Source organism: Glutamicibacter sp. NPDC087831, assembly GCF_044742845.1.
Classification (GTDB): Bacteria; Actinomycetota; Actinomycetes; order Actinomycetales; family Micrococcaceae; genus Glutamicibacter.
The window spans coordinates 405,382-426,778 of the sequence record NZ_JBIUVH010000002.1; the positions used below are offsets into that span (position 1 = coordinate 405,382).

20 protein-coding genes are annotated in these 21,397 nt (G+C 62.9%); 12 read left to right on the forward strand and 8 right to left on the reverse strand.

The annotated features are described in order from the left end of the window. Positions 1–185: 185 nt before the first annotated feature. Both ACIOJF_RS08365 and ACIOJF_RS08370 read right to left on the reverse strand, forming a co-directional pair. The gene (locus tag ACIOJF_RS08365) at positions 186–1,967 is read right to left on the reverse strand and encodes an ABC transporter ATP-binding protein (RefSeq protein WP_402741453.1); all 1,782 of its coding nucleotides are present in this window, start codon (positions 1,965–1,967) and stop codon (positions 186–188) included. Further along, on the reverse strand, positions 1,964–3,709 hold the full coding sequence (locus ACIOJF_RS08370) for an ABC transporter transmembrane domain-containing protein (protein WP_402741454.1): 1,746 nt from the start codon (positions 3,707–3,709) through the stop codon (positions 1,964–1,966). The genes ACIOJF_RS08365 and ACIOJF_RS08370 overlap by 4 nt, the downstream gene beginning before the upstream one ends. A gap of 133 nt (positions 3,710–3,842) precedes the next feature. Here ACIOJF_RS08370 and ACIOJF_RS08375 point away from each other — a divergent pair, with 133 nt between their 5' ends. The 5 genes from ACIOJF_RS08375 to ACIOJF_RS08395 all read left to right on the forward strand — a co-directional run bounded on the left by ACIOJF_RS08375 (position 3,843) and on the right by ACIOJF_RS08395 (position 8,947). After that, complete coding sequence (locus ACIOJF_RS08375; protein ID WP_402741455.1) at positions 3,843–4,832, forward strand: ABC transporter substrate-binding protein; 990 nt, start codon at positions 3,843–3,845, stop codon at positions 4,830–4,832. A 143-nt stretch (positions 4,833–4,975) separates the two neighbouring features. Beyond that, positions 4,976–5,851, forward strand: a complete 876-nt coding sequence (locus tag ACIOJF_RS08380) for a siderophore-interacting protein (protein WP_105658956.1) — start codon at positions 4,976–4,978, stop codon at positions 5,849–5,851. Positions 5,852–5,856: 5 nt separating this feature from the next. Beyond that, positions 5,857–6,966 (forward strand): iron chelate uptake ABC transporter family permease subunit, encoded by a 1,110-nt coding sequence (locus ACIOJF_RS08385; RefSeq protein ID WP_332595367.1) that lies wholly within the window; start codon positions 5,857–5,859, stop codon positions 6,964–6,966. Further along, positions 6,963–8,063 (forward strand): iron chelate uptake ABC transporter family permease subunit, encoded by a 1,101-nt coding sequence (locus ACIOJF_RS08390; protein ID WP_105658957.1) that lies wholly within the window; start codon positions 6,963–6,965, stop codon positions 8,061–8,063. Before ACIOJF_RS08385 ends, ACIOJF_RS08390 begins: the two co-directional genes overlap by 4 nt. Further along, the gene (locus ACIOJF_RS08395) at positions 8,060–8,947 is read left to right on the forward strand and encodes an ABC transporter ATP-binding protein (RefSeq protein ID WP_286134397.1); all 888 of its coding nucleotides are present in this window, start codon (positions 8,060–8,062) and stop codon (positions 8,945–8,947) included. The genes ACIOJF_RS08390 and ACIOJF_RS08395 overlap by 4 nt, the downstream gene beginning before the upstream one ends. A gap of 237 nt (positions 8,948–9,184) precedes the next feature. Here the strand turns inward: ACIOJF_RS08395 and ACIOJF_RS08400 are convergent, their stop codons facing one another. After that, on the reverse strand, positions 9,185–10,414 hold the full coding sequence (locus tag ACIOJF_RS08400; RefSeq protein WP_402741456.1) for a CynX/NimT family MFS transporter: 1,230 nt from the start codon (positions 10,412–10,414) through the stop codon (positions 9,185–9,187). A 350-nt stretch (positions 10,415–10,764) separates the two neighbouring features. Here ACIOJF_RS08400 and ACIOJF_RS08405 point away from each other — a divergent pair, with 350 nt between their 5' ends. After that, positions 10,765–11,196: a transporter substrate-binding domain-containing protein gene (locus tag ACIOJF_RS08405; protein ID WP_332727624.1), complete on the forward strand. Its 432-nt coding sequence runs from the start codon at positions 10,765–10,767 to the stop codon at positions 11,194–11,196. Further along, a complete protein-coding gene (locus ACIOJF_RS08410) occupies positions 11,193–12,155 on the forward strand; it encodes a cation diffusion facilitator family transporter (RefSeq protein WP_105658959.1) in 963 nt (320 codons plus the stop codon). Before ACIOJF_RS08405 ends, ACIOJF_RS08410 begins: the two co-directional genes overlap by 4 nt. A gap of 119 nt (positions 12,156–12,274) precedes the next feature. Here ACIOJF_RS08410 and ACIOJF_RS08415 read toward each other — a convergent pair whose 3' ends face one another. From ACIOJF_RS08415 to ACIOJF_RS08430, 4 genes are all read right to left on the reverse strand, one after another. Then, complete coding sequence (locus ACIOJF_RS08415) at positions 12,275–12,715, reverse strand: hypothetical protein (RefSeq protein ID WP_105662366.1); 441 nt, start codon at positions 12,713–12,715, stop codon at positions 12,275–12,277. Between the two features lie 701 nt (positions 12,716–13,416). After that, complete coding sequence (locus tag ACIOJF_RS08420) at positions 13,417–13,620, reverse strand: cold-shock protein (RefSeq protein WP_105658961.1); 204 nt, start codon at positions 13,618–13,620, stop codon at positions 13,417–13,419. Between the two features lie 465 nt (positions 13,621–14,085). Then, positions 14,086–15,183 (reverse strand): fatty acid desaturase family protein, encoded by a 1,098-nt coding sequence (locus ACIOJF_RS08425; RefSeq protein ID WP_402741457.1) that lies wholly within the window; start codon positions 15,181–15,183, stop codon positions 14,086–14,088. A 146-nt stretch (positions 15,184–15,329) separates the two neighbouring features. Continuing rightward, positions 15,330–15,566 carry a hypothetical protein gene (locus tag ACIOJF_RS08430; RefSeq protein ID WP_105658704.1) on the reverse strand — a complete coding sequence of 79 codons (237 nt, stop codon included), beginning with the start codon at positions 15,564–15,566 and terminating at the stop codon, positions 15,330–15,332. Positions 15,567–16,487: 921 nt separating this feature from the next. Between ACIOJF_RS08430 and ACIOJF_RS08435 the strand changes: the two genes are divergently transcribed. After that, complete coding sequence (locus tag ACIOJF_RS08435) at positions 16,488–17,516, forward strand: iron-containing redox enzyme family protein (RefSeq protein ID WP_181149062.1); 1,029 nt, start codon at positions 16,488–16,490, stop codon at positions 17,514–17,516. After that, positions 17,513–17,728 carry a CDGSH iron-sulfur domain-containing protein gene (locus tag ACIOJF_RS08440; RefSeq protein WP_402741458.1) on the forward strand — a complete coding sequence of 72 codons (216 nt, stop codon included), beginning with the start codon at positions 17,513–17,515 and terminating at the stop codon, positions 17,726–17,728. Before ACIOJF_RS08435 ends, ACIOJF_RS08440 begins: the two co-directional genes overlap by 4 nt. A gap of 179 nt (positions 17,729–17,907) precedes the next feature. On the opposite strand, the gene ACIOJF_RS08445 is transcribed toward ACIOJF_RS08440, so the two are convergent. Next, complete coding sequence (locus tag ACIOJF_RS08445) at positions 17,908–18,282, reverse strand: ArsR/SmtB family transcription factor (RefSeq protein ID WP_402741459.1); 375 nt, start codon at positions 18,280–18,282, stop codon at positions 17,908–17,910. 141 nt (positions 18,283–18,423) lie between these two features. On the opposite strand from ACIOJF_RS08445, the gene arsB reads away from it, so the two are divergent. From arsB to ACIOJF_RS08460, 3 genes are read left to right on the forward strand one after another with little or no spacing between them, the layout of a single operon-like run. Beyond that, the gene (gene arsB, locus ACIOJF_RS08450) at positions 18,424–19,479 is read left to right on the forward strand and encodes an ACR3 family arsenite efflux transporter (RefSeq protein WP_402741460.1); all 1,056 of its coding nucleotides are present in this window, start codon (positions 18,424–18,426) and stop codon (positions 19,477–19,479) included. Between the two features lie 11 nt (positions 19,480–19,490). Continuing rightward, positions 19,491–19,904 (forward strand): arsenate reductase ArsC, encoded by a 414-nt coding sequence (locus ACIOJF_RS08455; protein ID WP_402741461.1) that lies wholly within the window; start codon positions 19,491–19,493, stop codon positions 19,902–19,904. Positions 19,905–19,946: 42 nt separating this feature from the next. Continuing rightward, positions 19,947–21,377 (forward strand): FAD-dependent oxidoreductase, encoded by a 1,431-nt coding sequence (locus ACIOJF_RS08460; protein WP_402741462.1) that lies wholly within the window; start codon positions 19,947–19,949, stop codon positions 21,375–21,377. Positions 21,378–21,397 lie beyond the last annotated feature (20 nt).

The following is a 21,397-nucleotide window of genomic DNA, read 5'->3' on the forward strand; positions in this document are numbered from 1 at the left end:
CCGGGCAGGGGCTGGAGGCAGGATGGGACATCTCGGGCCTCCAGCTCTGCTCGTCCAGGGCATCACGGCGCCTTGGCACAGGGGGAATCCTGCGCGAGAGCACCAGCGCCGCCCCGAGCGGTGCGAAGCCCGTAGCCAGCAGCTATTCGACGTCGGACTGAACATGGCTGCCAGGAGAACGTGAACTATCCTTCCCACGCGGCCCAGAGCTGGGCATAGCGCCCACCGGCTGCCAGCAATTCCTCATGGCTGCCATCCTCGATAATCTGACCGTGCTCCATCACAATGATCCGGTGGGCCAAACGCGCTTGGGAGAGACGGTGGGCAATCACCAAGGCGGTGCGCCCGGCAGCCAGCGCGGCGGCGGCCATGTCCAGGGTCCGCGAATTGCTGGATCCGGACTCGGCCGTGGCCTCATCCATCACAATGATGCGCGGGTTGAGCAGTGCAATGCGGACCAACGCCAGGTGCTGTTGTTCGTGGGCCGTCAATTGATGCCCATCGGAGCCGAGCAGGGTATCAAGGCCTTCGGGCAGCGCATTAATCCAGCCAGCGTGACAGGTTTCCAACGCCTGCTGAATCCGGGCATCGGTGCACGGCGCCGTGGATCCCAGCAGCAAGTTCTCCCGGACGGTTCCCGCAAAGACATGGGTCTCCTGCGAAATTAATGCGATGTTGCGGCGCAGGGTCGCGGTGTCCAGGGCGGCCAGCGCGGTTCCATCCAACGCGGCGGTGCCTGAGCTCGGCTCGATGACGCCGGACAAGATCTTGGCTGCTGTGGATTTCCCGGCGCCGGTCGAACCGACCAAGGCGACGCACTGGCCATCGCGCAGATGCAGGTCGAGATTGCCCAGGACCTGCGGGCCGGTCTCAAAACGGTGGCTGACACCACTTAGAATCAGTCCCTCGGCAGGGGAAGAAGCTGAGGGAACCGCGGATCTGGCCAGCGGGGTGCGCCGAGCGGCCAGCAACACTCCGGTCACCCGGCGCAACGCGATCCCCGCTTCCTGGAGCATGTCGAACAAGGTGACCACCTCGGAGATCGGGTCGAACAGCCGATGGTAGAGCAGAGCCGCGGTGGTGACAGCGCCAACCGTCGCTGCATTGGCCTGGACCAGGAAGAACCCCGAGGTCAGCAGCGCGGCCATGGTGATGAATTCGGCCCGGTTGTTGCGTGCGAAGTAGCGGGTCAGCATGCGGAAAACCCGGTCCGCGACGTGGCGTGAATCGTCGCTTGCGTGTTCAAGGGCATCGATTTGCGTTTGCGCCCAGCCTTGCGAATGCAGCATAGCCCGGCCATGGAATGCGTTCAAGAAGGTATTGGTGCGTCGAGCGAGGATCTCGCGTTCTTCGCGGTAGAGCGGTGCGCTGCGTGGCAGGTACCAGCGCAGCGAGAGCAGGTACATCGGGACAGCGATCAGCCCGGTGAGCCCCAGCACCCAGTGCAGGGTGAACAGCCCTGGAACCGACAGCACCAGCAGCGTGCCGGCGGACAACAACGCGGGCAGCAGCCAGGCTACTGCCTGGGAGATCAGGCGCGAGTCATCCGAGACACGCGAGACAAGCTCGCCATCACCGGCGCGCTCCAGGATTCCCGACTCCAGGTGGAGCGCGTGCTCTACCGCGTCCTCGCGCAGCGTGGCCACCGTCGGCTCAGCAATGCGCGCGTACAGCACCCGGGCGTACCAGGTCAGCAGCGCGCCGCCGAGCAAGGAGGCGGCAATGGAGGCCAGGCACCACACCAGGGCGGAGCCCGGTGCGCCGGTGCCCAGCGCATCCACCAGGATGCCAATGGCAAACGGCGGGACCATGGCCGTTGCGGAGGCAGCCAGGGTGATCACGGATGCCCAGGTGATCAGCAGGCGGTGCGGGCGAAGCGTTCGCCGCAGTGCCCGCCAGGCCGCAGCGGCGCTGGCGGTCGGCAGGGCGGGAGCGGAGGGTTCTGCCCGGTCGTGAACAGCGCTCATCGGCCGACCACCTTTTCATAGGTCGTATTTTCTGCAAGTGCGCGGTGGGTGGAACGCGTGATGCTTCCATCGGCCGCGAGGAAAAGCACCTCATCTGCGGCATGCAGCAGGGTGGGGGATGTGCTCAGCACCAGCAAGGTGCCTGCCCCGGCTCCGTTGCTGGCGGCATGCGCGCGCAGCTGGACCAGGCCCTGGGCGATGTTCGCCTCGGTGACCGAATCCACTGCGCTGGTTGGATCGTGCAGCACGCGCGCCAACGGTCCGCCGGATAATGCGCGGGCCAGTGCGATGCGTTGACGCTGGCCGCCGGAAAGGTTATGTCCACGGCCCTGGACCTGGTGTTCGAGCCCATCGGGCAGCGTGCCCAGCAGCTCGTCGACGCCGCTGGCGCGCAGCAGCAGCTGCAGGGTCTGCGGGTCGGGCAGCGCTGCGTCGCCCACAATGTTTTCCTTCACGCTGCCCTCGATGAGGTGCGCCTGATGCGGGGCCATGCGCAGCAGCTGCGGCAGGTAGGCGGGATCGATCTGCGCGGCGTCGATTCCATCAACCAGCAGCCGCGCGGCCGCCGCCGCTGTACCTTCGCGGACTGCCGCGGTGCCAGGATTTTCCGAGCCTTCGCTGAGCAGCTTGGCCAGCCGGTGGCGCATGCTGTCGTTGGCGCAGACCAGCACGGTGAACCTGCCGGGCACGAAAACCAGCGGGCGTTCGCCAAGCCCGGGCACATCCAAGGCAAGTGCTGCATCCGGCTGGGCCGCCGGACGCCGGGTTCCGGGTTGCCGCCCGCCGTCGGCCAGCAATGCGGCAACGCGATCCGCCGCGGCGATGGACCGGGTGCCGGCTTCCACCGTTGAGACCAGGGTGCCCAGCGGCGTGGACAAGAACTGGGCCACGCCCAGCACACCCAGCAAGGTGCCGATGCCCATGGCTCCTTCAGCAACCTGCCAGGCGCCCAGGCTGGCGGCGGACAGCAGGACCAGCCCCGAGATCAATACCTGGGCGCCCTCGATCCGTCCGGTGGCCGAAGCGGAGGCCACCCCCGCGGTGGCGGCGCTGCGGCTGGCGGCACGGTAGCGCTCGGATGCCTGGTCCTGGCCGCCGATGCCACGCAGTACCTGGACTCCTGCCATGAGATCGGCGGCCGCCGCGCCGGATGCGGCGATATCGGACTGCAACCGGTCGCTGGCCCGGCTCAATCTGGGGGTCAGCCAGCGCAGGGCGGCCATGCCCAGTGGCGTGATGGCCAGCACCGCCAGGCCAACCCAGAGGTTGGCCCAGAGCAGGTATCCGGCGCAGACCAGCAGGCCCGCCAAGGCGCTGAAGCCCAGGGAAGCCTGGCGGATGATCGTCGCGGTGACGGTGGTGTCCACCGAGGTGATGGCAGCAATTTCCCCGGGCATCCGTGCGGTGGCAGGCCGATAGCCGGGGTCCAAGACATGCTCGGCGATCCGGGTTCGCATCAGGTGCACCTGGCGGTTCATTCCGGAGTTGCCCAGCCGTGCACCCAAGCGGTAGCCGGAGGACAGCATGAGGAAGCACAGGCCGAGGGCGGCGAGCCACACCACCAGCAGCGGCAAGCTTTGCCCGGCGATGGCGTGGTCGATGGTGGCACCGACCAGCGCGGGGACAAGCGCTTCGCCCGCTGTCCAGCAGGAAAGGAGGGCGATGGCGCCGATGATGCGGCCGCGTTCGGCTCGCAGCATGCCGCGCAGCAGAGTGCGCCCGGTGAGCATAGATGAGGACATGCTACCCATAATATGCTATTAATTATTTTCGTAACTCACATAGGTTAGCCTATGCTCAGTGCCGATTTGTGGTGCGCTCCGTGGGACCTCGCAGTCCACGCACCCGGCGGCCGACCGTTTAAGGATCACCCGCATGACCCGCAAGATCACTCGCACTTTGTTGGCCCCAGCCGCGCTGCTTGCCGCCACGGCCTTGGCCCTGACCGGCTGCGGCCAGTCCTCCGAGGCCTCCCAGGCGCCATCGTCCCCGGCGGCCGAAGGAACCCCGCTGAAGACCGTGGACCCGCAAGGCCACGAAGTTTCGCTGGAGCAGCAACCCGCCGCAGCCCTGGGTTTCTACACCACCGACGTGGATATCCTGACCATCCTGGAGGTGCCGCTGGCCGCTGAACAGCCGATTCGCGGCGACTCCGGCTTCACTACCTTCCCGGACTACTTCGACCAAGAAGCCTTGGAGGGGGTCACCCCGTTCGCCAACTACCCGGAATTCAACTACGAGCGCGTCCTCGGCGCCGCCCCGGACTTCATCCTCAACGGCCTAGGGTATGACGCCGAGGTGCATGAGAAGCTCGCGGCCATTGCCCCGACCTACACGACCAACGCCTTTGACGGCGAAACGTGGCAGTCGCACTTCGAGCGGACCGCCAAGGACCTCGACCGGCAGGCCCAGTACGACCGGTGGCTGCAGGACTACCAGCAGGCGGGTGCCGAAGCCAAAGCCGCTATCGACGAAGCCGGAAACGGCGACCTGACCGTCGCCACCCTGGGGTACTGGGATGGCAAGGTCAACGTCGACTGCTACGCCTACCTCGAATGCGGAGTCTTTGACACCATTGGCCTGGAGACCACCGAGTTGAGCCGCGAAAAAGGCCTGTCGCTGAGCTTGGAGGAACTGGACCGGCTCAAGGACGTGGACGCGGTGTGGATGTCCACCGGCGTTGGCGAGGATGCGAAGGCCGAGCTGGACAAGTCCATCGCCTCCATGGCCAAGTCGCCCTACTGGAAGGATCTGCCCTTTGTGAAGAATGAGCGGATCTACATCTACAACATGGAAATGGCCTACGGTTCGCCGTCGGGCGCCACAGCGTTCCTGCAGCAGGTCCGCAGCGACCTCGCCGGATAATCCAGCCATGGCCGCATCCGTCCGGCCCCGTCAAGTTTCCCGGCCGGACGGATACGGCCATTGCCTGCGCCTGAGCGCAGCTCAACCACCCCTCCTGCGTTCGCACTTCAAGCAGCCGACGCCCCCAGATTCAGGATCCTTTCATGGAAATTTTTGAAGCAACCGTGCAATCCACCCGCCTGCTCTCGCCTACGCTGAAGCGGCTGCGCTTCGCGGTGCAGGGCTTCACCAGCACGGGGGTCGGCGACGAATATGTTCGCCTGTTTTTCCCGCATACCGAGGACCGCAGCCTGCTGTGCCTTCCGGTAGCCGATGGGGATACCTGGCGCACGCCTCCGGGGCAGCCGGACGCGCCAATGCGCACCTACACCATCCGCGACTGCGGCGAGGGGTGGATCGATATCGATTTCGTGGTCCATGACGGAGGCATTGCCGCCGCGTGGGCACTGGCCGCCGAACCAGGAGACCGGATCGGCTTGAACTCACCGACCGGGCTGTACGATTGCCCGCCGGAAGCAACCTCGCAGGTGCTGATCTGCGACCTGACCGGGCTGCCGGCCGCGGTACGGCTGGTGGAACTGACCGGTGAACAGGTGCGCACCGAGCTGGTGGTGGAGATCCCGGATGAGGCCTCGCGCCTGGACCTGTCGGGTTTGCCGAACCTGGGCGTGCAGTGGATTGTGGCCGGAAACGGCGTGGCCCCCAGCGTGTTGCCCAAGGTGGCACGCAAGGCGGTTGAGGCGGCGGCCGGATCGGAAACCCGCCCGTACGTCTGGGTGGCCGGGCAATCCGCTGCGCTGCGTGAGATCCGCAAGATGCTGCACCGGGAACTGCGGTGGCCAAGCACCCAATACAAGGTGATTGGCTACTGGGTCGAGCAAGCCGAGAAGTGGCGTGCCCAGTGGGATGCCTTGGATGCCGGTATAAAGGAGGCCCTTGATGCCCTCTGGGACAGCTTCGAAGACCACGACGAGGCATTGATCGCATACGAGTCCGAACTTGCACGCCTGGGGCTCTGAGCACGGTGGCAACCACACGGGACCCCGGGCTGTTGCTGGCCCCACCCGGCGCAGCACCACCGGGCAGCGCGGCCGGTACCGATGCGGACCAACGGCACCGGGTGCTGGTGGGTTCACCGGGAGCCAAGCTGGTATGGCTTGCCGGCCTGATTGCCCTGTTGGCGTTCACGGTGCTGTGCTCGCTGGCCTTCGGCAGCCGCCAGATCGACCTGTCCGTGGCCTGGCAGACCATCACCAATCCCTCCTTCAATACCGATGAGGCGCAGGTCATCCGGCAGTTGCGGGTTCCACGTACGGCCCTGGGCGTTCTGGCCGGGGTCGCGTTGGGCGTAGCCGGGGCCCTGATCCAGGCGCTGACCCGCAACCCGCTGGCGGATCCAGGCATCCTGGGCGTCAACGCCGGAGCCCAATTCTCCTTGGTGATGGCAAGTTTTGCTTTCGGTTCGCTGAGTGTGCTCGGTGCCATCTGGTGGGCCTTGGGCGGTGCGCTCGCCGCAACCTTGGCGGTATACGGATTAACCCTCTCCAAGGGAGGACGCGCCGCCGACCCGTCGACCTTGGTGCTGGCTGGTGTGGCCTTCGGCGCGGTGCTGTCGGGGATCACCACCGCGCTGGTGCTGCTGCGTCCGCAGATTTTCGACATGATGCGGGTATACACCGCAGGAAATCTCAACGGCCACGAGCTTCCAGCAGTGCTGCTGATTGTCCCCTTCGTGGCAGTGGGCCTTGCCATCGCGCTGTGCTGCGCCGGGTCGCTGAATGCGATTGCCCTGGGGGATGCTCCGGCCAAGGCGCTGGGCGTGCGCATCGCCCCGGTGCGGATCGCGGTCATCGCCGCGGTGACATTGCTCTGCGGCGCGGCAACCGCGCTGGCAGGCCCGATTGGTTTCGTCGGGCTCATGATTCCGCACGTGGTGCGCTGGCTGTTTGGCGTGCAACAGGGCTGGATCCTGATTTTCACCATCGTCCTGGCCCCTGTGCTGCTGCTTGGTTCCGACATCCTGGGCCGGGTGATCCTGCCCAATGCGGAGGTCTCGGCGGGAATCATCACCGCCTTTGCCGGTGCACCTGTGCTCTTGGCCTTGGCCCGGCGCAAGAACGCGAGTACCCTATGAGCCTCAAGCCCCTGATCCCAGCACCGGCTGAGGCAGCCGGTGCGCGTGTGCAAGGGTGCCAGGTGCCAACCGGACGACGGGAAGTGCGGATCGGTCGTGGCCGTTGGAGTTGGCGGCTTGATCGCACCTCGCTGCTGGTGGGTACGGCCCTGGCCCTGTGCGGGCTGCTGGTTGGGCTCATATCCCTGGCCCTCGGGGATGTGCGTGTGCCGATGGACCAGGTGATTCCCGCGCTGCTGGGAAACTCCGAGCACCGTTATGAAGTGGTGGTCCGCGACTGGCGGCTGACCCGGGTGGTCCTGGCACTGGCATTCGGATTCGCCCTCGGAATCTCTGGTGCACTCTTCCAATCGTTGACCCGGAACCCCCTGGGCAGCCCGGACGTGATTGGCTTCAGTTCGGGGGCTTACACCGCGGCGCTGGCGCTGATGCTTTTCACCACCGCGAGTGCCGCACAGATTGCCGTGGGTTCCATTGCCGGAGGCCTGGCGGCCGCGGCATTGGTTTTCATGATCGCCAGCCGCAACGGGACCACAGGGTTCCGGCTCATTGTGGTCGGTATTGGCGTTGGCGCCATGCTGGCCTCGGCCAACACGTTCATGCTGTTGGCAGCTCAACGCCAGGTAGCCATGTCTGCAGCGGTATGGGGTGCTGGTTCGCTGAACTCGGTCGGCAATGCCGTAGTGGGTCCTTCGCTGCTGGGCATTGGCATTTTCGCGCTTGCCGCGGTTCTGCTGCAACGCCATGCCCGGATCCTGGAATGCGGGGATCCGCTGGCCATTTCGCTGGGCGTGAATGCCAAGCTGGTGCGCGCGTCGATGGTGGTTGTAGGAGTTGGCCTGGTGGCGGTGGCCACCGCGGCGGCTGGGCCGATCGCCTTCGTGGCCCTGGTGGCCCCGCAGATCTCGGCCCGGCTCAGCGGCCGTGCCGAGCTGGACCTCGTTCCGGCTGGATGCTTCGGAGCGTTGCTGCTGGTGTCGGCGGACACCGTGGCACGCATAGCTTTCATGCCGATCCAGCTGCCGGTCGGCATTGTGACCGTCTGCCTTGGCGGAGTGTATTTGATTTGGCTATTGATAAGGGAGAGTCGCGCATGAGCGCATTGGGAACCGAACCCGCTCAGCAGGCAGCCGACGCGGTAAGAGCGGGCATGGTGGCGCGGAAGCCAGCGCCTCGGCTTGAGGTGCAGGGGGTGCAGCTGGGATATGGCCGTGAGCCAGTCATCGATTGCCTCGATGCGTCCTTCGAAGCGGGCAAATTCACCGCGATCATCGGGCCCAACGGCTGCGGCAAGTCCACGCTGCTCAGCGCGCTGGCCAGGTTGCTGAAGCCCATGGCCGGCCGGGTGCTGCTGGATGGCAACCCCATCGCATCCTACAAGCCCAAGGCCTATGCACGGGAAGTGTCGCTGTTGAGCCAGCAAGCCATCGCTCCCTCGGGGATCACCGTTGCCCAGCTGGTAGCCCGCGGCCGCTTCCCGCATCAGAAGCTGCTGGCCCAGCATAGCGAGCAGGATGAAGCGGCGGTCCACGCTGCACTGGCCGCGACCGGAACCCTTCCCTTGGCCACCCGCCGGCTGGCCGAGCTTTCCGGCGGCCAGCGCCAGAGGGTCTGGGCGGCCACCACCTTGGCCCAGCAGGCACCCATTCTGCTGCTGGATGAGCCGACAACCTATCTGGATGTCGCCCATCAGGTGGAGCTGCTGGACCTGTTCGCCCGGCAACGCGATGCGGGAAAAACCGTGGTCGCGGTGCTGCACGACATCAATCAGGCAGTGCGATACGCCGACACCGTGGTGATGATGCGTGGCGGAAAGATACTGGCTTCCGGCGCACCAGAAGATGTCATTACGGCGCAGAGCCTTGGCGAGGCATTTGGCGTGCACTGCGAGATTCACCCCGATCCGGTGACATCCGGTCCGATGATGGTCGCCGTCCCCGGCAGGCTGCGTCACGAGTCCGCGCCGAAATCAGTCGATTGATAGCTCGGATCCGGGGTAGCCCACGGCGCAAGATGCTGCCATGGGCAAGAACCCGGTCGCTTGGTTGAGCCTTGGTGGGGGAGTTTAGAGACCATCCCATGAACCGGGCTGGATACGAGCCTCCTGACTGCTTGGGAACCGGTCCGGATAGCCGGGGCTCTTGGTGCGCAAGTTTGGCTGACGGGGTAGTTCCCGCAGCCTTTTGTGCAGTGGTCAAGCGCCGCGGGCTGGCATCAGCTACCGGGATCGCCGAGCGCACTCGAAGGGCGAGTTCTTACGCGAAAGCAGCAAGGTCAGCATTGCCCCGAGCAGCGCGAAGCCTGTGGTCAGCAACCAGGTGGCATTCCAGCCGCCGGTGATTGTGGCCACGGATGCCAGCAGCATCGGGCCGGTGAAGTTGCCGATGTTGAAGATCTGCTGGGTCAAGCCCATCGAGGCAGGGGCCGAACCGCCGGGCGGAGCCAGATCGACCACCACGCGGGTCATGGTGGTCGGGATGGCCGCTCCGGCCAGCGAGAAGAAGCCAACGCAGATCATCTGGATCCACAGCAACCCAGGCGGGTAGTCGAAGGCGAAGGTGCAAAACGATGCCAGGGACATCAGCGCGAAGCCGGCTAGCAGCAGCGTGCGCCCATTGGCGCCACGCTGGAGCAGCCCTCCGCAGAGGATCGCGCCCACCGCGTTCAGCCCGCCCACCACGGCGGAAGCCAAACCACCGGCCACCGGATCCAGGCCGAATTCCTCGTAGATGGTGGGCAGGAACCCCACTACTGCCATCCATTGCACCGTGTAGCAGCCGAAAATCAGGCCGCTGATCCACACGCGCGATGCCCGGGCGGTGATGGCGATGCGCCGGGCGGCCTCACGCAGGGCCGCCGATCCGGCGGGTTCATCCGCACCCACGAACTTGAGGATCAGCGGAATCGGCAGCAGGGTGATGAACGCGAGGATGCCCCACCACAGGTGCCATGACAGGTGCTGGAGCACCAGCGCCGTGGAGAAGACCCCGATGAAGGTGGCCATGCCCATGTAGGCGGCCCACCACCCCACGGCCATGTTCAGGTTCCGGATGGGGGCATGGAGGCGCACCAGCCCCGGCCCCATGACGGTCGCCATGATCACGCCCGCCCCTTCCAGGACGCGGGTGGCCAGCAGCAGCGGCGCGCTGGGGGACAAGGCGCCCAGTGCGCTGCCCAGCACCAGCAGCAGCAAGCCGAGGATCAGCGTGCGGCGCTGGGAGATGACTTCCGAAAGCAGGGAAACGGCCAGGCCGCCGGCCATGCCGGCTACCTGCACCACGCCCAGCAGCACGCCGGAGAAAATCAGCGAGAAGCCCAGTTCGTCCTGGATCACGGTCAGCGCGGGGGCGAGCTTCCAGATGTGCAGGCCGGCCATCACGCCGGAGGCTACGATGATGATCCAGGCCGCGTTGGTCCGTTGCTGGACTTGTTCCATTTTGGCTTGCACTGCCGCCGATGCCTCCTCGCATAGGACGCGCCAACTGGTGCTCGGCGCTATTGTCCACTTCGGATTGTGGCACGGGCCGGGCAGCGATCCGGCATTCGTGTCATTGAACGGGAATCCCTGCCGGCGGCACTCCGGGCTGGATCCACTAGCCCAGGGCGAATTCTCCTTCGGCAGGTTGCAGGTGCGAGCTGAGAGTTCGCCGATATTTCCCGGGCGTTGCATTGCAGCACGAGTCCTCGGAGTAGTTTGGAGGCCAACCCGGCCGATCAAGCTCAGGAGGAATGATGTTCCGGCACAGTTCGTCCCGCACCCGGCAAGTGGAGGCAGCAGCGGCTCTTGGATGCGTCTTCATGGCGACAGCCTGCTTCCCAGCGGTGCCGGTGGACCCCGAAGGAACCCTGGACACGGTTCGTTCCGGGACACTTCGGGCCGGAGTATCTCCTGCTTCGGATTTCGTGGAAATCCGGGATGGAGTACCCCAGGGCGCCGAACCAGCGCTCATAGAAGACTTTGCCCAGCATGCAGGTGCCGAAATCCAATGGACCATTGGTGGCGAAGAACAGCTAGTGAAGCAGCTGGAAGCAGGCCAGCTGGATTTGGTGGCGGGAGGCATCACCTCCAAGACGCCGTGGTCGGAAAAGGCTGGAGTCACTCGTCCCTACACGACCGCCATTGACGCCAAGGGCAAGGAAAGGAAAATAGTCCTGCTCGTGCCTCCAGGCGAAAATGCTTTCCTGTCCGAGCTGGAGTACTTCCTGGACCAGACGCAGGAGATGCCATGAGAAACGCTGCCGGAACGCACTTGCCTCCCGAGCAACGCGAACTCTTGGCGCGCGCTGCGAAGCTCGAGTGGATCAGCATCGGATACACGGCGCTCACCATTACCCTTGTGGCACTAGTGGTGGGAAATTCGCAGGCCATGCGCACAGCGTGGATCGAAGACATGCTCTCAGTCCTGCCGCAGCTGGCCTTTTTGGCATCACTGCAGTTCACCCGGAGGGCTCGTCGGCGCTCGCACCCCTACGGCTACCACCGGTCCATGGGAGCCGGACATCTGGTCGCAGGAGTGGCGTTGCTCGTCGTCGGAGCGATGCTCGCGTACGAATCGGTATCGGCTCTGGTTAAACTGGAGCACCCGACCATCGGAACCATGAACCTGTTTGGCCATACGGTATGGCAAGGATGGATCATGATGGCGGTCATGGCCCTGATCGCGGCACCGGCCGTGGTGCTGGGACGGTTGAAAATCAAGATTGCCCAACCGCTGCACAATAAGCTGCTCTACGCCGACTCCAAGATGGCCAAGGCCGACTGGCAGACCAATGCTGCTTCGATCGTCGGTGTCGCCGGAATCGGCGTTGGATTGTGGTGGCTTGATTCCACCGCGGCTCTGGTGATCGCTGCCGGCATTCTCAAGGACGGCTGGGACAGCACGAAGTCCGCAACCTCGGATTTGCTGGATCGCCGTTCCAAAGGTGTCGACGGCACGGATCCACACCCGCTGATCCCGGCCATGGAGGTACAGCTCCATTCCCTGGACTGGGTTCGCACTGCGGGATTGAGGGTCCGCGAACTCGGCCAGGTCCAGCACACGGAAGCGTTCATCGTTCCGGAATCCGAAACCGTGACGCTTGCCCAATCCGAGGAAGCGCGGAAAGTGCTTGAGGGAACCGACTGGAAAGCATATGACGTGGTGGTGACGATAGTTCCCGAGCTGCCTGAGTTCCTCAAGCAGGGCTGAAATTCGAGGTCTAGGCCCCCGCCTGGAGCGCAGTGGAAGCACGGCGATCCGGCGAGGAAAACCGGCGAGGCAGGGTGCTGGCGCTGGAGCTAGCAGCCCGCCTCGGCTGCCCCGCCGGACTAGCCGATATCGGTGGGTGACGTGGCTACTTGGCCAGGCCAGTCGTTGCGCACAAAGCAGGGAATCTCATGGATTGCCGCGCTATGGGACCAGAAAGCGACGCGAAAGGGCATCATTTTCTCCGTGTGCTGCCGGGAGCAGAGTTCGCTGATGGTGGTTCCAGCTGGCAAATGGGGAACTTTGGGAAACAGCGGGCTGGGTACCGTGATGTGCCATAGCTGCAGGTCATCGGTTTGGTCATCGTCAAGAACCATGAGTACAGCCCGGCCATGGACCGATACGAAGCCCATTACTTCATCTACTGGATCAGTGCGTTGCGCGAATACCACGGGCATGCCCTCCATCCAGCCGTACGCAGTGAGATGGGTTCTGGCCTCGGGGCAATGCAAAAGTTTTTCGACGCGGTGCATGGCGCGCATATTTAGTTCAGGCATGTTCATTTAATCCTCCGCTGATGGCAGCTCTCCGAAAGGTGACCGCCCACGAAGTTCTGCGGCATAAAGCCGCGGAATCCCCCGGGTTTCGCCTTTGGCGCTCGGTGTTCATCGTGGAGTGTTCTTCTGATAATACATCTTGTTTCCAACCGCCGAGCGGCGCCTTATGTGGACACATGCCCAATGTGGTGCAATTCGCAGGTTTTCAAGTGGGATGTCCCTGCGCAAGCAGTGGAGCAGAGATCCATTTAGCAGAACGAGATTGCCGGGTTAACTAGAGTCGAAGAATTGAATGAATAGCGAATGGGCACTTTCCTGTTTCGCCTCTTAAAGCTGTGGATCGAAGTAATTCTGCACTCAATACCCAGAGCGTTTTGGACCGCGCAGGTCCCGGAAAAGCTTCAGATGCCTGAAGCGGCGCGTATCAACGAGCCGGTCAAGTGCTTGGAAGGAATATAACTGTAGGCTATATAACCCTCGTTGGTCTCGCTTGGCTTGAAATCTTTCGTTAGTCCGGCTCATGATCGAAGCGTTGCGTCTAGCCCGGTGTTGGTCTTGCTCTTCAGGACCGTGTCGGGTTGCTGGGTGCTGATCTTTGGCGTAAAAAGGTACGGTCGTTGCAACGCCTGATTGTTCAGGATGTTGCAACGACCGTTAGAACCCGTCGACCGCCTGCCCCGCTTTTGGGGTGATCGGCCTAAACGCGCTTAGCGTGCCTGGATGTCCGCAGCCTGAGGTCCCTTTGGACCGGATTCAAGCTTGTATTCGACCGATTGTCCTTCTTCAAGATTCTTGAATCCGAAACTCTGAATTGCGCTGTAATGCGCGAAAACGTCAGCGGATCCATCAGAAGGCTCAATGAAACCGAAGCCCTTTTCGGAGTTGAACCACTTTACAGTGCCAGTAGCCATGTGTATTCCTAAATCGTAATTCGCGATATGTCGCGATTTGAGCTTGTGCCACCGTAGCAGCACTGAAGCCATTATTTTTGTTGCATCCCGTGAAACTTAATCAAGCATGAATAGCTTGGAGAGCCAGAACATCGAATTCTGAGTTCTGGAGTAAGAATTCACTGGAGACGCATGTAATAGCGGTCGAAGAGGTTCTATAGAAACGCAGTTTCAAACCGACTGCCCCACCACGGAAGTGGGGACGAATATTTCAAGTGACGCGATTCGCTCTCATGGGAAAAGATACCGAGGAAACGCTTATTAAAAATCCAAGGGAGGAACAATAGGAATTTTCAATTTTCCTTATTGGCTCTAATATCTAGACTACCATGAGTAGCTCACTTAATCTCGCCGGTTTGCTGTGAGGGGAAGTCGAAGTCCTGCCCGGGACGCCGATTTCGTTGTTCTGTGCCTGCAGCAAAACCGTTATGGGATTCGGTATCCGGAGATCATTGGGCACTCGAAAGGATCCCGGGCCGATAGCCCGACCTTGTTCAGGTAGGTGATCACCTGTGCGTAGGATTCGCGGACACTGGCCACGGTGTATGGCACCTGGTGCTCGTCGCAGTACTGGCGCACGATGCGCGAGACGCCGGCCAGGTTGGCGCGCGGCATGGACGGGAACAGGTGGTGCTCCACCTGGTAGTTCAATCCGCCGTAGACGTGGGAGAGCACGCGGTTTCCCCAGCTGGACTTGGCCATGACATTGCGTCCGGTCAGTACCTGGCGGGAGAAGAAGTCGATGCGGGCGTCCTGGGGAACCATCGGCATGCCCTTGTGGTTCGGGGCGAAGGAGGCACCCATGTAGACGCCGAAGACTGCCAGCTGCACGCCGAGGAAGGCGAAAGCCATGCCCACTGGCAGGAAGTAGAACACGATCGCCAGGTAGATGGCGATGCGCAGTGCAATGCCGGTCATCTCGCGCTTGCGGTTCTTGACCCGGCCGGCCTTGAACAGGTACTTGATCGAATGCATATGCAGATTCAAGCCCTCAAGGGTGAGCAGCGGGAAGAACAGGTAGCCCTGGCGGTTGGTGATCCACTTGAGCAGGCCGCGCTGGCGCTTGGCGTCCTCGGTCTGGAAGGAGATGGTGTCCCACTCGATGTCCGGATCCTTGCCCACGGTATTGGGGGTGGCGTGGTGCTTGTTGTGCTTGTTCATCCACCACTGGTAGCTGATGCCCACGACGATATTGGCCAGGAACTGGCCCAGCTTGTCATTGCGCTTGTGCGAAGCCAGGATCTGGCGGTGTGCCGCCTCGTGCGCCAGGAACGCGAATTGGGTGAGCAGCAGGCCCAAGGCTGTGGCCATCAGCAACTGGAACCAGCTGTCGCCTAGGAGGATGAAACCGGTAACGGTGCCGGCTAGCAGCACCGTCAGTACGATGCCCAACCCGAAATAGTGCCCGCGGCGGCGACCGACCAGTCCAGCTTCGGTGACCAACTTCTTGACGTGGAAGAAACTTTGAGGATCACCGGGTTTAACGGTGGGTGCTGGAACGTCCAGCAGAGAACTGCGAGGCAAATATAATCCTTGATTGAAAGAGCTCGCTGCGTCGTGAACAATAAATTACCCGACCGAGCCTATTACCCCCATTCTACTCAGGTTCACGGCCGCTCTCGCTGTTCTTCCGCTGTCAGATTCTGCTCTTTCACATATTTCTTTGAGTTCTATCCAGCTTTGAGAGCCAGTGACGCTGCGATGCGTGTGAGCGCTTCCTCGTTGCCGATCTGCAGCAGCTCAGCGATCATCGCGACCATTGCTTCACCTAGCCGTGCAAGGATCGCCACGGCTTGCGTGTTGCCTCCTTCCAGCTCGGAGGCGATGATCAGGAAGGCTTCTCGGTCTTGGCGGACCAGTGATGTCAGTAGTGCGATACCTAGTGCTGCTTCAGGGCTGTTGCCCATGAGATATTCCCATCGATGAAGATAAATTCGGATGTTTCTTCCGTACACGCGGCGCAACGTCGGCAGCATCTTGAGCCTAGCAGGGTATTGAGGGAGCAGCTTCTCGTTATACAGCGCCTGCCAAGCGCCCAGCGCTGGAGCCCGAATAATCGATCGCAGTAGGGCCCATGGAGCAACTGTAGTAACTCTGTGAAACTTCCAGTGCCTCTGAAGTGCCCGGGCCCACTGCTTCAAAGCTGTGATATTAGTGGCTTAGGGGCATGACTCTCCTTGATTAGCGAGCACGGACCTGACGACCAGTGCGGCCCTGAAAGTTCGTTATTAGAAAGTGCGAGCGAGTGATTGATGCCAAGTAATTGGTCCCTTGCTGGAGTAGCAGACGGGCCTACTCGATACTAAAGTGGCAACGCGACAGCCCTAGGGAACCTGTTTTTCATCTTGGGGAAATGAACGAGTCGACACCTAGCAGTTGGGTGTGGATATGGAGCAAAAGATTCTGGACCGGGTTTGTTGTCAGAGGTGCGAGCAACTTCTGGGCGCCAGTATTGTCGGCAGTTTTACACGGCATGACCTGCTTACTTGCCAGATTGAATGTGCCAATAAGAGTGGGCGGCGACAGGTGCTCCCTGACGACTCCGGTAAGTTCTGCCTCTAATCGGTTGCCATCATGATCCCAACCCAATCCCGGTCGTAGCTCCCACTGGCTATGGAAAAGCTGGGACAAGACATCATGTCGAGATTGGCCGGCCGACAGCCCTATGTTCCTCAGGGATAAGGTGCTGTCGAGAACATAGCTGGGGAGCACGATCAGGGGCTACCTTGGCTTTTCCTCCCAATGGTGGTTATATCCCGGGGATGCTGGCACGATCATTCTACTGCCACTATTGCTGACCGTGCGATCAGTGTGAACGAAGGAGCATCATGCATCTGCCCGTACCCCGCGGAGACCTGTCCCAAGCGCTGAACAATGCGTTGCTGTGCAACCCCTCGGAGGAATACGCGGCCTATCTGGCAACGGTCGCAAGAGATCGGTTGGCTGCGGCTTCGGATGTGCTGGATGACGGGGACCTGCAGCTGAGCCTTTTCGTGCTCTACGAACTGCACTATCGGGGATTCGAAGAAGTCGATGACCGCTGGGAATGGAACCCCGGGCTCATTTCGCTTCGGGCCCGGATCGAGGAGGGTTTCGAGCAAGCGCTGCGCGAGGCGGCAGGCCCGATTCCAAGCGTGGAACCCAGCTCCGCGAAGGTGGCCCAAGCCCTGTTCGAGCTCGCAGCTGATGATGCTGGACCGTCGGTCTCGAAATTCATCCAGCGCAAGGCCACTGCCGGCCAAGCAGGCGAATTCCTGATTCTCAAGTCGATCTACCAGCTCAAGGAAGCTGATCCGCATACCTGGGCGATCCCGAAACTCGAAGGCCGTGCAAAAGCCGCCATGGTGGAGATCCAGGCTGATGAATACGGAAATGGGCAGCTGCCGCGAATGCATAGCGAGCTGTTCAGGCAGACGATGAAGGGCCTGGGGTTGCGTGATGATTTCGGCGCGTACGTGGACCGCATTCCGGCGGTGACGCTGGCGGCAGTGAACATGATTTCGCTCTTCGGCATGCACCGGCGCCTGCGGGGAGCCATCACTGGCCACCTGGCGTTGTACGAGATGACTTCCTCGATACCCCAGGCCGCTTATGCCCGCGGGTTCCGGCGCTTGGGATATGAATCCCCGGTGACCGATTACTTCGATGAGCATGTGGAAGCTGATGCGGTCCATGAGCAAATCGCCGGCCGCGACCTGGCGGGCGGACTGGCTGAAGACGAACCGGATCTGGTGCCCGACATACTCTTCGGAGCCCAAGCCGCGGCAGCGGTTGACGCGTTGGCCGGCGCGAAGTACCTGGACGCGTGGGAAGCTGGCAGATCGGCGTTGCATGCCGGAGCGGGGGCAGTGGTATGAGCGAGGGGCACAGCGCTTCGGAAGTGGCCATGATTACCGTTTGCCCGCAGGGCCCCTTGCTGCTCAGGGGAGATTTTGAAATCGTGGATGCCGAGGGGCAATCCATCGAGGCCCGGAAAGGGCCCGTCGCGCTATGCCGCTGCGGGGGCTCTGCCATCAAGCCTTTTTGCGATGGCACGCACAAGCTCATGAAGTTCGAGCGCCCGAAGTAGGGCACTGGATCCTGAAATGGGCTATTGCGCATCTGGTCCGCAGCGGGCCGGCGCTGCCGGCACCTGCATCGTTTGATGCCGTTTGCCGAGCTGCCTGCGCGGACGCGGGAATGCGGCTAGTTGGTGGATCCCGGATGGCGCGATCCCAGCCGACTGGAATGCAGTTGCGTCAAGCCTGTCTAGGGCTTGGCAACCAAGCTGGAGCCCAGGGATTCCAGGGCGCCGGGGACCACGGAGTAGTACGCCCACACCCCGCGCTTTTCGCGGTGCAGGATTCCGGCCTCCACCAGGATTTTCAGGTGGTGCGAGACCGTCGGCTGCTTGAGGCCCAATGGTTCGGGCAGGTCGCAGACGCACGTCTCGGCCGATTCGCTGGCGGAGACGATGGACAGGATGCGCAGGCGGTTGGGATCGCCCAGGGCCTTGAAGCGCAGCGCCAACGCTTCGGCCTGCCCGGCGTTGAGGATTGCCTCGCCTTGGGATGGCGTGCAGCAGGCGTCGGCTGCCGGTACTGGGGAAGTTCCTCCGGCAGGATTCACGGTGGCTGTGCTCACGGGCCTTGGCTCTTTTCTTCTGGCGCCAGAGATTGACAAACGTCGATATGTTTCATCATACTCAAAACATCGACAATCGTCGATGCCTATTCTTGGAGTGATGAATCAGTGGCACCCGCGCCTGCGCTAGACACTGCCCCCGTGGCGGCAAAACTTTCCTTCCTGGACCGCTACCTGGCCCTGTGGATCCTGCTGGCCATGGGCGTCGGCTTGGGTCTGGGCCGCATCTTCCCTCAGCTGGGCGAGCTGCTGGACCGCTTCACCGTGGCCGGGGTCTCGGTACCCATCGCCATCGGCCTGCTGGTCATGATGTATCCGGTGCTGGCCAAGGTCCGCTACAACGAAACCGGCCGCGTGCTGGCCGACAAGAAGCTGATGATCACCTCGCTGGTGATCAACTGGGTCCTGGCCCCGGCGTTCATGTTCGTCCTGGCCTGGGTATTCCTGGCAGACCTGCCCGAATACCGCACCGGCCTGATCATTGTGGGCCTGGCCCGCTGCATCGCCATGGTGTTCATCTGGAATGATCTGGCCTGCGGGGACCGGGAAGCGGCCGCGGTGCTGGTGGCCATCAACTCGGTCTTCCAGGTCATCGCCTTCGGTGCCCTGGGCTGGTTCTACCTGCAGCTGCTGCCATCGTGGCTGGGGCTGGAAACCACCAGCGCCGAGTTCTCCATTGCCGCCATCACCGCCTCGGTGCTGGTCTTCCTGGGCATTCCGCTGGTGGCCGGCTACCTGACCCGCACCCTGGGCGAAAAGGCCAAGGGCCGCGACTGGTACGAGGGAAAATTCCTGCCGAAAATCGGGCCGTGGGCACTGTACGGGCTGCTGTTCACCATCGTGCTGCTCTTCGCATTGCAGGGCGATAACATCATCTCCAAGCCCCTGGATGTGCTGCGCATGGCGATCCCGCTGCTGATCTACTTCGTGGTGGTCTTCGGCGCCGGAATGCTCATCGGCCACTGGCTGAAGCTGGGCTACCCGCGCACCACCACCTTGGCGTTCACTGCCGCCGGCAACAACTTCGAGCTGGCCATCGCGGTAGCCATCGCCACCTTCGGTGCCACCAGCGGCCAGGCCCTGGCCGGCGTGGTCGGCCCGCTGATCGAGGTGCCGATCCTGGTTGCCTTGGTCTACGTGGCCCTGTGGGCCCGTAAATTCTTCCCGGCTGTAAGCACTTCCACTACTTCTTCCTAAGGACAACACCCATGACTGCTGCCGAAAAGCCTTCAGTTCTCTTTGTCTGCGTGCACAACGCAGGACGCTCCCAGATGGCCGCGGCCTTCCTCTCCCACCTCTCCGGAGGGCGCATTGAGGTCCGCTCGGCCGGATCCGCCCCAGCCGACTCGGTCAACCCGGCCGCCGTGGAAGCCATGAAAGAAGTCGGCATCGACATGTCGGCGCAAACCCCGAGGGTGCTGACCACCCAAGCCGTGAAGGACTCCGATGTGGTGATCACCATGGGCTGCGGAGATGCCTGCCCATTCTTCCCGGGCAAGCGCTATGAAGATTGGAAGCTGGAAGACCCCGCAGGGCAGGGCATTGACGGTGTGCGGCCAATCCGTGATGAAATCCGTGCCCGGATTGAGAACCTCATCGCCGACCTGCTGCCGGCCAGCTAAGCGCAGACCGTCTCCAGAATTCCAGTAGCCAAGGAGAAACCCATGCAGGAGAACCTTCCAGTCATCGTCATCGGCGCCGGCCCCATCGGCCTAGCCACCGCCGCCCACCTGCGCGAACGCGGGCAGGAAGTGCTTGTCCTGGAAGCTGGGGACAGCGCAGGCGCCGCAATAGCCCAGTGGTCCCACATCAAACTCTTCTCCCCATGGCGCTTCAATATCGATGCGGCCGCCCGCCGGCTGCTGGAAACGCGCAGCGAGGGATACGCCGGGGGCTGGGAAGCACCGCGGATCACCAAGCTTCCCACCGGCGCGGAGTTGGTCAGCGAATATCTCCAACCGCTGGCCGCCCACCCCCAACTGTCACCGCGCATCCGCTACGGCCACCGCGTGGCGAAAATCAGCCGCGTGCTGGCCGACGGCCGCGGTGCCGACAAGGCACGCACCGCGCACCGCGATGAAGCCCCGTTCCTGGTGCGCACCGAAACTCCTGGCGGCCCGGTGGATCTTCTCGGCCGTGCCGTGGTTGATGCCAGTGGCACCTGGAACCAGCCAAGCCCGGTAGGCCGGGCCGGAATCCAGGCCATCGGCGAAGCGCAGGCGCGCGAGCGCGGCTTCCTCATCTGCGGGCTGCCTGATCCGCTGGGCGCCGATGAGCAGGAGCTCGCGGGCAAGAAATTGCTGGTGCTTGGCGCCGGGCATTCGGCGGCGAATACCGTCATTGCCCTGGGCCGGTTGCAGAAGAAGTTCCCGGACACCCGGATCCTCTGGGGCCTGCGCGGGGCGGCCAACCCGATCCGGCTCTACGGTGGCGGAGCTGCTGACCAGCTTCCAGCCCGGGGCCAGCTGGGCACGTCGCTGCGCCGGCTGGTGGAGAACGGCAACGTGGAACTGCTGGAAAATGTCTCCGTCGCTTCGATGAGCGCGGGGGAGCGGCTGTCCGTATCGTTGGCTGACGGACGGGAGCTGGGCGTTGACCGCATCATCGCGGCCACCGGTTTCCGCCCGGATCTGCAGATGCTCTCCGAACTGCGCCTGGACCTGGATGAATGCGTTGAAGCCCCGCGCCAGCTCGGGCCATTGATCGACCCGGAATTCCACAGCTGCGGAACGGTCAGTGCACATGGCGAAAAGCAGTTGGCGCACCCGGAAAAGAACTTCTACATCGTTGGAATGAAGAGCTATGGGCGTGCTCCAACCTTCTTGATGGCTACCGGCTATGAGCAGGTGCGCTCCATTGCCGCCGCCTTGTCCGGCGATACCGCCGCGGCAGGGCGGGTTGAGCTGGATCTTCCGGAAACCGGGGTCTGCTCCACGGATCTGGGCGGCTCCTGCGATGCCCCTGCGGCCAGCGGTACCACCTGCGGAACCGAGCCTGCCGAAGCTGCCGGCTGCTGCAGCTCGCCACAGCCGGTGAACTTGGGCTTGCCCACTGGAACGCTGCACGGCAATACCGAGTTGACACGGGCAAGGTAACGGGATTCCATCCTTGCCTG